This window comes from Cupriavidus sp. P-10, from assembly GCF_003402535.2.
Classification (GTDB): domain Bacteria; phylum Pseudomonadota; class Gammaproteobacteria; order Burkholderiales; family Burkholderiaceae; genus Cupriavidus.
Genome location: NZ_AP025170.1, coordinates 837,479 through 850,264 on the forward strand (window position 1 = coordinate 837,479; position 12,786 = coordinate 850,264).

The 12,786-nt window shown below is 65.9% G+C and carries 13 protein-coding genes; 6 read left to right on the forward strand and 7 right to left on the reverse strand.

Features of this window, described 5'->3' with window-relative positions:
• Positions 1 to 180 precede the first annotated feature (180 nt).
• From CTP10_RS03855 to CTP10_RS03875, 5 genes are all read right to left on the reverse strand, one after another.
• Complete coding sequence (locus tag CTP10_RS03855) at positions 181 to 1,107, reverse strand: LysR family transcriptional regulator (protein WP_116317406.1); 927 nt, start codon at positions 1,105 to 1,107, stop codon at positions 181 to 183.
• 16 nt (positions 1,108 to 1,123) lie between these two features.
• The gene (locus CTP10_RS03860) at positions 1,124 to 1,618 is read right to left on the reverse strand and encodes an NINE protein (protein WP_116317407.1); all 495 of its coding nucleotides are present in this window, start codon (positions 1,616 to 1,618) and stop codon (positions 1,124 to 1,126) included.
• A 124-nt stretch (positions 1,619 to 1,742) separates the two neighbouring features.
• The gene (locus CTP10_RS03865) at positions 1,743 to 1,901 is read right to left on the reverse strand and encodes a hypothetical protein (RefSeq protein ID WP_199414497.1); all 159 of its coding nucleotides are present in this window, start codon (positions 1,899 to 1,901) and stop codon (positions 1,743 to 1,745) included.
• Between the two features lie 263 nt (positions 1,902 to 2,164).
• Positions 2,165 to 2,569 carry a hypothetical protein gene (locus CTP10_RS03870; protein ID WP_116317408.1) on the reverse strand — a complete coding sequence of 135 codons (405 nt, stop codon included), beginning with the start codon at positions 2,567 to 2,569 and terminating at the stop codon, positions 2,165 to 2,167.
• 182 nt (positions 2,570 to 2,751) lie between these two features.
• On the reverse strand, positions 2,752 to 3,873 hold the full coding sequence (locus tag CTP10_RS03875; protein ID WP_116317409.1) for a PQQ-dependent sugar dehydrogenase: 1,122 nt from the start codon (positions 3,871 to 3,873) through the stop codon (positions 2,752 to 2,754).
• 153 nt (positions 3,874 to 4,026) lie between these two features.
• Here CTP10_RS03875 and rpsP point away from each other — a divergent pair, with 153 nt between their 5' ends.
• The 5 genes from rpsP to CTP10_RS03900 all read left to right on the forward strand — a co-directional run bounded on the left by rpsP (position 4,027) and on the right by CTP10_RS03900 (position 7,125).
• Entirely contained in the window at positions 4,027 to 4,278 is a 252-nt protein-coding gene (gene rpsP / locus CTP10_RS03880; protein WP_029045686.1) for a 30S ribosomal protein S16, read from the forward strand.
• Between the two features lie 68 nt (positions 4,279 to 4,346).
• Entirely contained in the window at positions 4,347 to 5,003 is a 657-nt protein-coding gene (gene rimM / locus CTP10_RS03885) for a ribosome maturation factor RimM (protein WP_116317410.1), read from the forward strand.
• A gap of 46 nt (positions 5,004 to 5,049) precedes the next feature.
• Positions 5,050 to 5,832 (forward strand): tRNA (guanosine(37)-N1)-methyltransferase TrmD, encoded by a 783-nt coding sequence (gene trmD / locus CTP10_RS03890; RefSeq protein ID WP_116317411.1) that lies wholly within the window; start codon positions 5,050 to 5,052, stop codon positions 5,830 to 5,832.
• A 75-nt stretch (positions 5,833 to 5,907) separates the two neighbouring features.
• On the forward strand, positions 5,908 to 6,300 hold the full coding sequence (gene rplS / locus CTP10_RS03895; protein ID WP_116317412.1) for a 50S ribosomal protein L19: 393 nt from the start codon (positions 5,908 to 5,910) through the stop codon (positions 6,298 to 6,300).
• A 144-nt stretch (positions 6,301 to 6,444) separates the two neighbouring features.
• Positions 6,445 to 7,125: a CoA pyrophosphatase gene (locus tag CTP10_RS03900; RefSeq protein ID WP_116317413.1), complete on the forward strand. Its 681-nt coding sequence runs from the start codon at positions 6,445 to 6,447 to the stop codon at positions 7,123 to 7,125.
• A 20-nt stretch (positions 7,126 to 7,145) separates the two neighbouring features.
• On the opposite strand, the gene CTP10_RS03905 is transcribed toward CTP10_RS03900, so the two are convergent.
• Positions 7,146 to 7,991 carry a sulfurtransferase gene (locus tag CTP10_RS03905; protein ID WP_116317414.1) on the reverse strand — a complete coding sequence of 282 codons (846 nt, stop codon included), beginning with the start codon at positions 7,989 to 7,991 and terminating at the stop codon, positions 7,146 to 7,148.
• Positions 7,992 to 8,198: 207 nt separating this feature from the next.
• On the opposite strand from CTP10_RS03905, the gene dnaE reads away from it, so the two are divergent.
• Positions 8,199 to 11,714, forward strand: coding sequence for a DNA polymerase III subunit alpha (gene dnaE / locus CTP10_RS03910; RefSeq protein ID WP_116317844.1), 3,516 nt, complete (start codon positions 8,199 to 8,201; stop codon positions 11,712 to 11,714).
• Positions 11,715 to 11,744: 30 nt separating this feature from the next.
• Here dnaE and CTP10_RS03915 read toward each other — a convergent pair whose 3' ends face one another.
• Positions 11,745 to 12,752, reverse strand: a complete 1,008-nt coding sequence (locus tag CTP10_RS03915; protein WP_116317415.1) for a glycosyltransferase family 2 protein — start codon at positions 12,750 to 12,752, stop codon at positions 11,745 to 11,747.
• Between the last annotated feature and the right edge of the window lie 34 nt (positions 12,753 to 12,786).

The window sequence follows — 12,786 nt, forward strand, 5'->3', positions numbered from 1 at the left end:
CTGCCAGGCGTCCTTCGTCATACGTCGGCATGTCGATTGGTGCTCCTTTGCGCCGCATGAGCCACGCTCCGCCGCGCATGTCGCCGCCAGGATCGGACGGTCTTTCCAGTATGGGCGATTTGGGCGAAAGGGGAATTGCCGATTGCGCCCGCCTTGATCGCGCGCAAATGCAGGCATAACTCAGCACCTTCCGCGATGGTCGGCGTCAGGCAGATCCCAATAGGGAGGATCGCCAAAGCGCTTCGCATAGAAATCGACAAACGCGCGCGTCTTGGCCGGCACCAGGTGGCGGCTGGGAAAGACTGCCCAGATCGACACGGCCGGCAGCACCGGGTATTCGTCCAGCACCGTCACCAGCGCGCCACTGCGCAGCAGCGGCCCGACATCCCAGGTCGACTTTAGGGCGATGCCGACGCCCGCGACCAGCGCATCGCGGATCACTTCGCCATTGTCTGCCCGCAGGTTGCCGCGTACGTGGACCACCGTTTCGCCCAGTGGCGTGTCGAAGCGCCAGGCCGACTGGTCGGCCAGCAGCAGGCAGTTGTGCGCGCGCAGGTCGTCGGGATGGCGGGGCACGCCCCGTTCACGCAAATACGCTGGCGCGGCACAGATCACGCGGCGGCTCGGGGCGAGCGGGCGCGCCACCAGCGTGGAGTCGGGCAGCACACCCATGCGCAGCGCCACGTCGATGCTGGCGTCGACCAGCCCGATGACCTGGTCGGTCAGGCGCAGGTCCAGCGTGATGTCCGGATAGGCGGCCAGGAAATCGGGCAGGGCCGGCGAGACATGCTGGCGGCCGAATGAAGCCGGCACCGTGACGCGCAGCTGGCCGCGCGGATGCTCGGCGCTGCTGCCGACCGATTGCGCCGCAAGTTCCGCGGTTGCCAGCAGTTGTTCGGCGTGCGGCAGGAAGCGCTCGCCGTCGGCGGTCAGCGCCAGCCGGCGTGTGGTGCGATGCAGCAGGCGGCTGCCCAGCGCTTGTTCGAGCCGGCCCAGCCGGGCGCTGGCCGTGGAAGTGGACAAGCCAAGGTCGCGTGCCGCCGCGGACAGGTTGCCCAGCGCCGCGGCGCGGGCAAAGACGGCGACGTCGAGCAGGTCGAAATGCATGGCGCCGCCGCCGCGGCTATTGCGACAGCTCGCGCGCCGCCTCAACCTGCGATTCGAAGAAGGTCTGGAAGCTGATTGCCAGCCCCGCCATCAGCAGGCCGGTGCCGATCAGCAGCGACAGGATCACCAGGATCACGACCGGCCAGCCTGAGCGCGTGGGCTTGCCATGGGGATTGAAGCGCGCGTCCCACTTGTCGTCCGGGCGCAGGCCATAGACGATCGCGGCCAGGAAGGCGCTGATGACCGAGACTCCGCCGGCAACGGCGAACGTCCAGTTGAGCGCGGGGGAGCCGGCATCCGTCGTCATCGAGGTAATACCGATGACGCCCGCCAGCAACCCCAGCAGGTGAGCCCAGCCGTACACGTCGCGCAGCCCGCCCAGGTAAAAGCGGTGCGCTCCCAGGCTGCCGAACAGGAACGCCAGCGCGACCGTCAGCAGCTTGGACTTGCCGCGGGCCGGGACGGGAGCGCGGGTGGTGGTAGCGGGACTGGCTGGCGTGGCGGCAGGCATGGCGTAGGGGCGTGCGGGGCAGTTCAGGAAAAAACGGCGGCACACGAATGCCAGCCGGCAGTCATTGTACGCCGGCGGTCACGGCCAGGGAGAGGAAGTGCATCAGCAGACGCGCGGGGCGACGCTAATGCCAGCCGCCTGAGAGCAGGCTCTTGATAAAGGTGGCGGCGTGTTCGCTGATATGCGTTTCGCCGTAAAGGACCAGGGTAAGAATTCCCATGAACAGGATGGACAGCGATAACTGGCCTGCGTGTTCGGCCAGGTCGCTAAGCAGGGGTGACATGACAAACCTCACAGAATTATTGTCATTCTGGAGGCCGCGCCCGAGCTGTCATGATCGGGTCCGACAGGAGGTGTCGGGCAGAGGCAGGTCAGTTCGATTGCCGTCTGCACTAGACGGCACGCTGTGAGCCCCGGGCAGCGCCGGGCGGCAGCCTGTGTGCAGCACCCGGAAAGCGGGGCACACTCAGGTACAGACAGTCGAGGCGAGGGCGGAGTTCCGCAGGGAGGCGGCGGCGCTGCACAAGCGCCGGTACGGAAGCCGGGTCAGCGTCCGCCGTTGTCGCGGCCGCGCGCCTGCCAGCCGGGACCCACGTTGATGGGCCGCGAGTCGTTGCGGGCGTCTGGAGGGTTGCTGCGCTGATCCTGGGCCCGCGCTCGGTTATCGTCGCGAGCGCCCTGCATGGCGGCTGCACGGCGGCCGCTGAGGCGGTCGTCTGCACGCGCACGGGCTTCCATGCGGTCGATCTGCGCCTGCACGTGATCGCGGCTTTCGGCGCGCACACTGGCGACTTGCCAGCCGTCGCCGGCCTGCAGTCGCACCGGCCGGGCATCGGGGCGGCCTTGTTGCCAGAACGCGACCTGGGCATGACTGGCGGCTACCGCGCCGACCAGGCCCGAGGCCACCAGGATGCCAGCTACCAGGTCGCGCAGGAGAGAGCGGGAGAACATGCGGATTCCCAGGGTCCTGTCGCGCTGAGTTGCTGTTGGAAGATGGGTTCATGGTACGCATGGGCCATCGGGTCGCGCTATGCCAAGCGCGTTACCGGTGTAACGGATTGTTTCGGGTACACAGCCCTTGCTCCTCCTGGTGTTCAGGCTGTTTTGCGGGGCGCACGCGTGGTCCTCTGGGCCTACGGCGCATAGCGGATCCGGTAGATTGCGCCAGCCAGGTCGTCGCTGACCAGCAGCGAGCCATCCGGGGCGACCAGCACGTCGGCCGGGCGGCCCCACGGGTGCTTGCCGCGCAGCCATCCCTGGGCAAACACTTCCTGCCGGGCTGCCTTGCCGGACTCGTCCAGCAGGACGCGCACTACGCGGTAGCCGGACGGCTCGCTGCGATCCCAGCTGCCGTGTTCGGCGATAAACACGTTGTTGCGGTACGCCGAGGGGAACTGGTTGCCGGTGTAGAAGCGCATGCCGAGCGCGGCCACATGCGCGCCCAGCCGCGCGACCGGAGCGACAAATTCCGAACACGCGCGCTGGCTGCCAAACTCCGGGTCGGCGACGTTCCCGGCGTGGCAGTATGGGTAGCCGAAATGCTGGTTCGGCGCGGTGGCACGGTTCAGCTCATCGTCGGGCACGTTGTCGCCCATGCGGTCGCGGCCGTTATCGGTGAACCACAGCTCGCGCGTGGACGGATGCCAGTCGAAGCCGACGGTATTGCGCACGCCCCGGGCCACCACCTGCAGGTCGCTGCCGTCGGGCTTCATCTTCATGATGTTGGCGTAGCGATTCTCGTCCTTCGCGCAGATGTTGCAGGGCGCGCCCACCGGAACGTACAGGTATCCGTCCGGACCGAAGGCGATGAATTTCCAGCCGTGGTGTGTATCGGTGGGAAAGCGGTCGCTTACCACCACCGGCTCCGGCGGGTTGTCCAGGCGAGCTTCGATATTATCGAGGCGCACGATCCTGGACACCGACGAGGCGTACAGGCTGCCATCGCGCAGGGCCACCCCGGCCGGCATGCTCAGGCCGCTGGCGACGGTCCGCACGCGAGGCCTGGCGCCGAGCGCATCGGTCACCGCATAGACTTTGCCCTCCCGGAGTGTGCCGACGAACAGCGTTCCCGATGGCGACAGCGTCATCGCCCGTGCACCTGGCACGTCCTGGGTCAGTACTTCGATACGGAAGCCGGCCGGCAGCTTGATCTGCTCCAGCGGCAGGGCCGCCGCCGCGCTGCCTGCCAGCAGGACCACGGCGAGCAGGGCGGATTGCCGTATGGTACGAAGCAAGAAGTGCAGGTGCGGGCGCATGTCGGGCCTCCTGTCGCGGTTTTTGCCACGATGCCTGCACGGCACTGGCACGTCAATCACCTAAGTGTTTGTTTGGCCTCGGAAACTGGGCTATACTCTTGTGTTTCGTGTTCGTTTGAACACCCGGACACCCGTTTTCTGAGGAATCATCCCATGGTCGTTATCCGTCTGGCTCGCGGCGGCAGCAAGAAGCGCCCGTTCTTCAACATCGTCGCTACCGACTCGCGCAACCGTCGCGATGGCCGTTTCATCGAGCGCGTTGGCTTCTACAACCCGCTGGCTTCGGAAGGCGAAGAAGGCCTGCGCCTGGCGCAAGACCGTCTGGCCTACTGGCAAGGCGTTGGCGCCCAGCTGTCGCCGACCGTTGCCCGCCTGGTCAAGCAAGGCGCCAAGGCTGCTGCCTGATTGACGCTCGGTCCATCGGACTGAGCGAAACATAGCGTGCCCGAAAGGGCACGTTCTTCGTTGCGCACGTGACTGAACGCATACAACGGCCGCTGAACCGGCCGCAGGGCCAACAGGGTGAGAGCCCCAAAGCCCCCAAGCTGCCCGCGGCGCTGCTGTATGCCGACGCCCTGCCGGAAGACCTGGTGGAGGTCGGCTATGTCGGCGCTGCCTACGGTATCCGCGGCTGGATCAAGGTCCAGCCGCATGCCGATGACGCGTCCGCCTTGCTGCATGCGCGCCGCTGGTGGTTGCTGGCACCGCCGCAGGCGGGGCTGGTGACGGCCGATGCGCAGCATGCCCAACCGGTCTGCGTGAAGATCGCGCAGTCTCGCGAGCACAGTGGCACGGTGGTGGCGCATGCTGCCGGCGTTGCCGACCGCAATCTTGCGGAAGCGCTCAGGGGCCGTCGCGTGTGGATCCGGCGTGCGGATTTTCCGGCGCCGGATGAAGATGAGTTTTACTGGGTCGACCTGATCGGCTGCAGCGTCAGCAACGAGCAAGGCGAGTTGCTGGGCGAAGTGTCCGGCCTGATCGACAACGGTGCCCACCAGATCCTGCAGATTGCGTACGCGCTGCCTGACGGCAAGGCCGGCGAACGGCTGGTCCCGTTTGTCGAAGCGTTCGTGCGCACGGTCGATACGGCCGGCAAGCGAATCGTGGTGGACTGGGGACTCGATTTCTGACCCCCGGAGCTGAGCCCGGCATGTGCCCAGGAAAGGGGGAGAGCGGATGCAGTTCGATGTGATCACGCTGTTTCCCGAGATGTTTCGCGCGCTGACCGACTGGGGCATTACCAGCCGGGCAGCCAAGCAACAGCGGTATGCGTTGCGCACGTGGAATCCGCGCGATTTCACGGTGGATAACTACCGCACCATCGACGATCGCCCCTATGGCGGTGGCCCCGGCATGGTAATGCTGGCCAGGCCGCTGGATGACGCGATCGATGCTGCGGTGGCAGCGCAGGCGCAGGCCAGCGTGCCGCAGCCACATGTGGTGCTGATGTCGCCGCAGGGCAACACGCTGTCGCATGCCAAAGTGATGGAGCTGGCCGAACGGCCTGGCCTGGTCCTGCTGTGCGGCCGCTATGAGGCCATCGACCAGCGGCTGATCGACCGCCGCGTGGACGAGGAAATCAGCCTCGGCGACTTTGTGCTGTCAGGCGGCGAATTGCCGGCGATGGCGCTGATCGACGCGGTGGTGCGCCACCTGCCCGGCGTGCTGGGCGACGCGCAGTCCGCGGTGCAGGACAGTTTCGTCAACGGCCTGCTGGATTGTCCGCACTACACGCGGCCGGAAGAATATGAAGGCGTGCGGGTGCCCGAGATTCTGCTCGGGGGCCATCATGCCGAGATCGAGAAATGGCGGCGCCAGCAGGCGCTGACCAATACCGCGAGAAAGCGCCCCGACCTGATCGAGGCGGCTCGCGAACAAGGTTTGCTGTCCCGCGCCGACGAGAAATTCTTGTCGGAATGGGCGGCGAAGGAAGGGCGGGAGGCAACTCCCGCCAGGTAAAACCCCATCCTCTGCCGGGGCCCGGGACATGCCTGGGGCATACAACGCCGGCACGATGGTTACGGAGAAAAAACGATGAACCTCATCGAGCAGATCGAGAAGGAAGAGATCGCGCGTCTGACCGCGAACAAGACCATCCCCGCATTCGCACCCGGCGACACCGTGATCGTCAGCGTGAACGTGGTGGAAGGTACCCGCAAGCGCGTGCAGGCCTACGAAGGCGTGGTGATCGCCAAGCGTAACCGCGGCCTGAACTCGTCCTTCATCGTGCGCAAGATCTCGTCGGGTGAAGGCGTGGAACGTACGTTCCAGCTGTACTCGCCGCTGATCGCTGCCATCGAAGTCAAGCGTCGCGGCGACGTGCGTCGCGCGAAGCTGTACTACCTGCGCCAGCGTTCGGGCAAGTCCGCACGTATCAAGGAAAAGCTGGTGTCGAAGGCTGCCGCCGCTGCCAAGGCCGCGCAGTAAGCCGGACATGCCGGCCGGGGCAACCCGGCCAGCGTTTCCTCAGGAAGGGCACCCCACGGGTGCCCTTTCTGCATTGGCGCGCGGGCAACAGCCTGATTTTGCTGCGGCGCCGAATTGCGCGCTTCTGTCATACTTGCAGTTGTTATGCGTCCCGCCTTCGATCCCGAATCCCTTCCTGTCGTCGACACCGACCTGCGCAATGCGCCACTGAGCGAGCCGCGCCTGCAGGTTGACTTCATCCGGCACCGCTTCGAGGTGCCACCCGCCTGGGCACCGGAGCTGACCGACGAATCCCGCGTCTACGACCGCAGCCGCGGACTGCGCGATGCCGCCGTGCTGGTGCCGCTGGTGGAACGTCACGATGGCCTGACCGTGTTGCTGACGCAGCGCAATGCCAACCTGAGCGCGCATGCGGGCCAGATCAGCTTTCCCGGCGGCAGGCAGGAGACCTGGGACGTGAACCGCATTGACACGGCTCTGCGCGAGACGGAGGAAGAAGTCGGCCTGGCGCGCGACTACGTGGAAGTGCTGGGCGCGCTGCCTGACTACATCACCGGCACGGGGTTCCATGTCAGCCCGGTGGTGGGCCTCGTGCGCGACGGCTTTACGCTGCGCCCGGATGCCTCGGAAGTGGCCGATGTTTTTGAAGTGCCGCTCGCCTTCCTGATGAACCCGTCGCACCATGAGCGGCGCCTGTTCCGCTGGGTCGACGGCGAACGGCTGTTCTACGCGATGCCCTATCCGCGGGCGGGAGGCGGCCACCGCTTTATCTGGGGCGCCACCGCGGGCATGCTGCGCAACCTCTACCACCTGCTGGCGGCCTGAGCGGCCGCCGCGGCTTTTTCTCAGGCTGCCGCCTGTTTCGTGCCGATGCAGTGCGGGCAACTCTTGCCGATCACGTAGTGCGGGCTCTGCTGTTCTTCCGGCGTAACCACGGCGCGGCAGGCAAAGCACTGCTTGGGCCCCGCCGGCTCCAGGCTGGGGTTCAGCGCGGTGCGGTAGTCGAAGACAAAGCAGTCGCCCTGATAGTGGCTGCCGCCGACTTCCTCGAAGTACTTCAGGATGCCGCCCTCGAGCTGGTAGACGCGCTCGATGCCGACTTCCTGCATGTGGATCGCCGCCTTTTCGCAGCGGATACCGCCGGTGCAGAACGACACCACGGTCTTGCCTTCATAGTCGGCCATGTGGGCGGCAACCTGCTGCGGAAATTCGCTGAACTTGGCGATGTCGTACTCGACCGCCTGATCGAACGTGCCCACCGCCACCTCGAAATCATTGCGCGTGTCCAGCATCACCACCGGGCGTCCTTCGTCGTCGTGCCCCTGGTCCAGCCAGCGCTTCAGATCGACCGGCCGCACCGAAGGCGCACGGCCTTCCTCCGGGCGGATCAGCGGCATCTTCATGGTGATGATCTCCTTCTTGGCGCGTACCAGCATGCGCTTGAAGGGCTGGTTTTCCGACAGGCTCTCCTTGGGTGCGATGTCGGCAAAGCGCGCATCGGCATGCAGCCACGCCATGAAGCCGTCGATGGCTTCGCGCGGGCCGGCCAGGAACATGTTGATGCCTTCCGGCGCGAGCAGGATCGTGCCTTTCAGGCCGGCCGCTTCACAGCGCTCGCGCATGTCCGGGCGCAGGGTCTCGATGTCGTCCAGCGAGACGAATTTGTAAGCGGAAATGTTGACGATCTGCATGGGAGACTGGGCCCGCACGGCTGCGTCCGGGAGGGCGCCGACGGCTTGCGATAACTGCCTGATTGGAAAGGCGAAATTATAACGCGAGCGGCCGCGGCTGCTGCGCATTCCCCAGCACGCCGATCAGCTTTGAAGGCGGGCCGTACCGCGCCGGCTGCACGCAATATTGGAGGCCGGCGACCGGGCCGAGCCGGTACAATGTCGCCCATGTCTGCACCCCGCTTTGTCCATCTTCGACTCCATTCCGAATACTCCGTCGTGGACGGTATCGTCCGCCTGGAGGACGCCGTCAAGGCCGCTGCCGCCGATGGCATGGGCGCGCTCGCCCTGACAGACCTCGCCAACGCTTTCGGGTTGATCCGTTATTACAAGGAGGCGCGCGGCAAGGGCGTGAAGCCGGTGCTTGGGGCCGATGTCTGGCTGACCAATGCGGAGGACCGCGACAAGCCTTCGCGCCTGCTGCTGCTGGTGCAGGACCGCCGTGGTTACCTGAACCTGTGCATGCTGCTGTCGCGCGCGTGGCTGGGCAACCAGCATCGAGGCCGCGCCGAGATCGACCCGGCCTGGTTCCTCGAGCCGGGCGAGGACGACATGCCGCTGGCCACTGGCCTGATTGCACTGTCCGGAGCGATGGGCGGCGACGTCGGCATGGCGCTGGGCAACGGCAACCTCGATGGCGCGCGCCGCGCCGCGCAGCACTGGTCGTCGGTGTTCCCGCAGCGCTTCTATATCGAGCTGCAGCGCGCCGGCCATGCCGGCACCGATGCCTACGTGCAGCAGGCCGTGCAGCTTGCCGCCGAGCTGCAACTCCCGGTGGTTGCCACGCATCCGGTGCAGTTCATGACGCCGGACGACTACACCGCACACGAGGCGCGCGTGTGCATCGCCGAGGGCGAACTGCTGGCCAATCCGCGCCGCACGCGACGCTTCACCACCGACCAGTATTTCAAGACCCAGGACGAGATGTGCGCGCTGTTCGCGGACATCCCCTCGGCGCTGGAGAACGCGGTCGAGATCGCGCGCCGCTGCAACCTGACGCTGGAGCTGGGCAAGCCGCGCCTGCCGCTGTTCCCGACGCCGGACGGCATGTCGCTGGACGACTACCTGGTATTCATGGCCAAGGACGGCCTGGAAAAACGCCTGGCCGTGCTGTTCCCCGACGAAGCGGTGCGCGAGGCGAAGCGCCCCGAATACTACGCACGGCTGGAGTTCGAGACCGGCACCATCATCAAGATGGGCTTCCCCGGCTACTTCCTGATCGTGGCGGACTTTATCAACTGGGCCAAGAACAACGGCGTGCCGGTCGGGCCGGGCCGCGGTTCGGGCGCCGGTTCGCTGGTGGCCTATGCGCTCGGCATTACCGACCTCGATCCGCTCAAGTACGCGCTGCTGTTCGAGCGCTTCCTGAACCCGGAACGGGTGTCGATGCCTGACTTCGACATCGACTTCTGCCAGCACGGCCGCGATCGCGTGATCACGTACGTGAAGGAAAAGTACGGCAAGGATGCGGTGTCGCAGATCGCCACCTTCGGCACCATGGCGGCGAAGGCCGCGGTGCGCGACGTGGGCCGCGTGCTTGACCTGGGCTATGGCTTTGTCGACGGCATTGCCAAGCTGATCCCGTTCAAACCGGGCAAGCTGGTCACCATCGAGGAAGCGAAAAAAGAAGAGCCGCTGCTCACCGAGCGCGAGAACAACGAGGAAGAAGTGCGCCAGTTGCTGGAGCTGGCGCAGCGCGTCGAAGGCATGACCCGTAACGTCGGCATGCACGCCGGCGGCGTGCTGATCGCGCCCGGCAGGCTGACCGATTTCTGCCCGCTGTACACGCAGGGTGCGCAGAACGACGGCATGAGCGGCGTCGTCAGCCAGTATGACAAGGACGACGTCGAGGCCGCCGGCCTGGTCAAGTTCGACTTTCTGGGCCTGACCACGCTGACTATCCTGGACTGGGCCGAGCGCTATATCCGCCGCCTCGACCCGAGCAAGAACGACTGGAACTGCAGCCATATCCCGCTCGACGACAGCCCCGCCTTCGATATCCTGAAGACGGCCAACACGGTCGCCGTGTTCCAGCTGGAAAGCCGCGGCATGCAGGGCATGCTGAAAGACGCCAAGCCTGACCGCTTCGAGGACATCATCGCGCTGGTGGCACTCTACCGCCCGGGCCCGATGGACCTGATCCCCAGCTTCTGCGCGCGCAAGCATGGGCGCGAGAAGGTGGAGTACCCCGATCCGCGCGTCGAACCCGTCCTGAAAGAGACCTACGGCATCATGGTCTACCAGGAGCAGGTGATGCAGATGGCGCAGATCATCGGCGGCTACTCGCTCGGCGGCGCCGATTTGCTGCGCCGCGCGATGGGCAAGAAGAAGCCGGAAGAGATGGCGCAGCACCGCGTCATGTTCCGCGAAGGTGCCGACAAGAACGGCCTGTCCTCGCAGCAGGCCGACGACATCTTCGACCTGATGGAGAAGTTCGCGGGCTACGGCTTCAACAAGTCGCACGCGGCCGCCTATGCGCTGCTGGCGTACTACACGGCCTGGCTCAAGGCTCACCATCCGGCCGAATTCATGGCAGCCAACATGTCGCTGGCCATGGATGACACCGACAAGGTCAAGATCCTCTACGAGGATTGCAAGCTCAACAAGATCGCGGTGCTGCCGCCGGACGTCAACGCCAGCGAATACCGTTTCGCGCCGACCGATCCGAAGACCATCCGCTATGGCCTGGGCGGCATCAAGGGCAGCGGGCAGGGCGCGATCGAAGACATCCTGCGCGCGCGCGAAGAGGGTGGAGCGTTCAAGGACCTGTTCGACTTCTGCGAGCGCGTCGACCGCCGCCAGGTCAATCGCCGCACCATGGAAGCGCTGATCCGCGCCGGCGCCTTCGACAGCCTGAACGACAACCGCGCCCAGTTGCTGGCGTCGGTGCCGATCGCGATGGAGGCCGCCGAGCAGAAGGCCGAATCCGCCAACCAGGTCTCGCTGTTCGACCTGATGGGCGATGCCGGCGAAGCGCACCGCCCCGAACTGCTCGACGAACCGCGCTGGAGCCCCAAGCGGACGCTGCAGGAAGAGAAGCAGGCGCTCGGCTACTACTTCTCCGGCCACCTGTTCGACGCCTACCGCGACGAAGTGCGCCGCTTCAACAAGGGCACGCTGGCCTCGCTGGAGAAGGAAGTGCAGGGCAACGGCGGCGGCTTCGGCCGCGACGTGCGTGGCAAGACCATCGCCGGCGTGATCTCCGGCATCCGCACGCAGATGACCCAGCGCGGCAAGATGCTGATCGTGACGCTGGACGACGGTACCGGGGTGGTCGAGATGACGGTGTTCAACGAGGTCTTCGACGCCAACCGGCAGATGTTTCGCGAAGACGAACTGCTGATCGCCACCGGCAATGCGCGGCACGATACGTTCACGGGCGGCGTCCGGTTCACGGCGGAGTCGGTGATGGACCTGACCGCGGCGCGCATCCGCTTCGCTTCGGCGGTGCGCCTGGCGATGAATGGTAATTCGTCGACGGGCATGCTGCGCGAGCTGTTGATGCCGCACCTGGCGCGCGCCACTGGTGCGCAGGGATTGCCAGTGCGGATCGGCTACGAGGCCCGGACCGCGTCGTGCGAAGCCGTGCTGGGGCCGGACTGGCAGGTGGTGCCGTCCGACGAAGCGCTGGGCGCGCTGCGCCAGGCGCTGTCGGCGGAGAGCGTGAGCACCCTGTACGACTGAGCAGGGCGGACGAAGCTGCCGCCCGGCATTTCAGCCGCGCCTGAACAGGTTGCCCAGGAAGTAGAACGGCGCGTAGGCCGCTGGCGCCGCGGCGTACAGGAACATGCGCAGCCGGTGGCCGAGCGTGACGCGTCGCGCGCCAAACAGGATCCTTAGCCGCGCCATGTTGTCGGGCGCGGCAAAGACATCGGCGGTGTACTGTTCACGGGCCAGCTTGCGTGCCTTGAGCCGGCGCATGGCGTCACCGTGGCCGGCACGCTCGGCATCTTCGATGAACTGCAACGTTTCCGCCAGCGAGCTGCGATTGGTCAGCCTGATGCGGCGGACGAAATCCGCAGGCGTGTGCCACCTGCGCTTGCCCGAGGTGCCGCCGCGGCGGTAGTGCACCAGCGGTCGCCGAAGGTTGTATGCGCCGCCCAGCAGCGAAGCCCGCAGGGTCGTGATCTGGTCTTCCGAAATCATGCCGGGTGCGATCGGGCCGAATTGGTCGAACATGCGTCGCGTCCAGGTGTGCGAGGCGCCGATGACATGGGGGGGATGTCCCGCCCAGTATTCGAACGAACGATAAGAACCGAGCTCACTGTGCCGGATTTCGCCATGCAGCGTGCCGTCATACGCCATGTCGATGAGATCCGTCGCGATCAGGTCAGGCTGGGGGTGTTGTGACAGCCAGGCCTGCACTACCTCGCTGCAGCGGGTGGGCAGCGAAAAATCGTCCGCCGCGGCGACAAAGATGAGTTCCCCGCGCGCCTGCGCGACCAACTTGCTCAAATGTCCGCTGATTCCCAGGTTGACCGGGTTGCGCAGCAGCGACACGGTGTGCGGGCCGGCGTACCCTTCCAGCGCACGCTGTGCGGTGGCATAGGTGCCATCGGTCGACGCGTCATCGGAGACAAAGATCTCAAGCTGCGGGTAGTCCTGGGCCAATGCGCCGCGGATTGCCGCTTCAATGAAATCCTGCTGGTTATAGGCGATCAGAAGCATCGAAACCAGCGGGAGCGCTGCTTCGGGGGCGTGGTCGCGGTGAGGCAATTCCATCACAAATACCTAGATAGACAAGCGCGCAAGATAC

Excerpts from the sequence above, each read along its gene's own strand:
- CTP10_RS03900 (WP_116317413.1), top strand. The coding sequence starts at position 6,445 with ATGCGTCCCGCCTTCGATCCCGAATCCCTTCCTGTCGTCGACACCGAC.
- dnaE (WP_116317844.1), top strand. The coding sequence starts at position 8,199 with ATGTCTGCACCCCGCTTTGTCCATCTTCGACTCCATTCCGAATACTCC.
- CTP10_RS03860 (WP_116317407.1), bottom strand. The coding sequence starts at position 1,618 with ATGCCTGCCGCCACGCCAGCCAGTCCCGCTACCACCACCCGCGCTCCC.
- CTP10_RS03875 (WP_116317409.1), bottom strand. The coding sequence starts at position 3,873 with ATGCGCCCGCACCTGCACTTCTTGCTTCGTACCATACGGCAATCCGCC.
- CTP10_RS03865 (WP_199414497.1), bottom strand. The coding sequence starts at position 1,901 with ATGTCACCCCTGCTTAGCGACCTGGCCGAACACGCAGGCCAGTTATCG.
- rpsP (WP_029045686.1), top strand. The coding sequence starts at position 4,027 with ATGGTCGTTATCCGTCTGGCTCGCGGCGGCAGCAAGAAGCGCCCGTTC.
- CTP10_RS03915 (WP_116317415.1), bottom strand. The coding sequence starts at position 12,752 with ATGGAATTGCCTCACCGCGACCACGCCCCCGAAGCAGCGCTCCCGCTG.
- trmD (WP_116317411.1), top strand. The coding sequence starts at position 5,050 with ATGCAGTTCGATGTGATCACGCTGTTTCCCGAGATGTTTCGCGCGCTG.
- CTP10_RS03870 (WP_116317408.1), bottom strand. The coding sequence starts at position 2,569 with ATGTTCTCCCGCTCTCTCCTGCGCGACCTGGTAGCTGGCATCCTGGTG.
- CTP10_RS03905 (WP_116317414.1), bottom strand. The coding sequence starts at position 7,991 with ATGCAGATCGTCAACATTTCCGCTTACAAATTCGTCTCGCTGGACGAC.
- rplS (WP_116317412.1), top strand. The coding sequence starts at position 5,908 with ATGAACCTCATCGAGCAGATCGAGAAGGAAGAGATCGCGCGTCTGACC.
- CTP10_RS03855 (WP_116317406.1), bottom strand. The coding sequence starts at position 1,107 with ATGCATTTCGACCTGCTCGACGTCGCCGTCTTTGCCCGCGCCGCGGCG.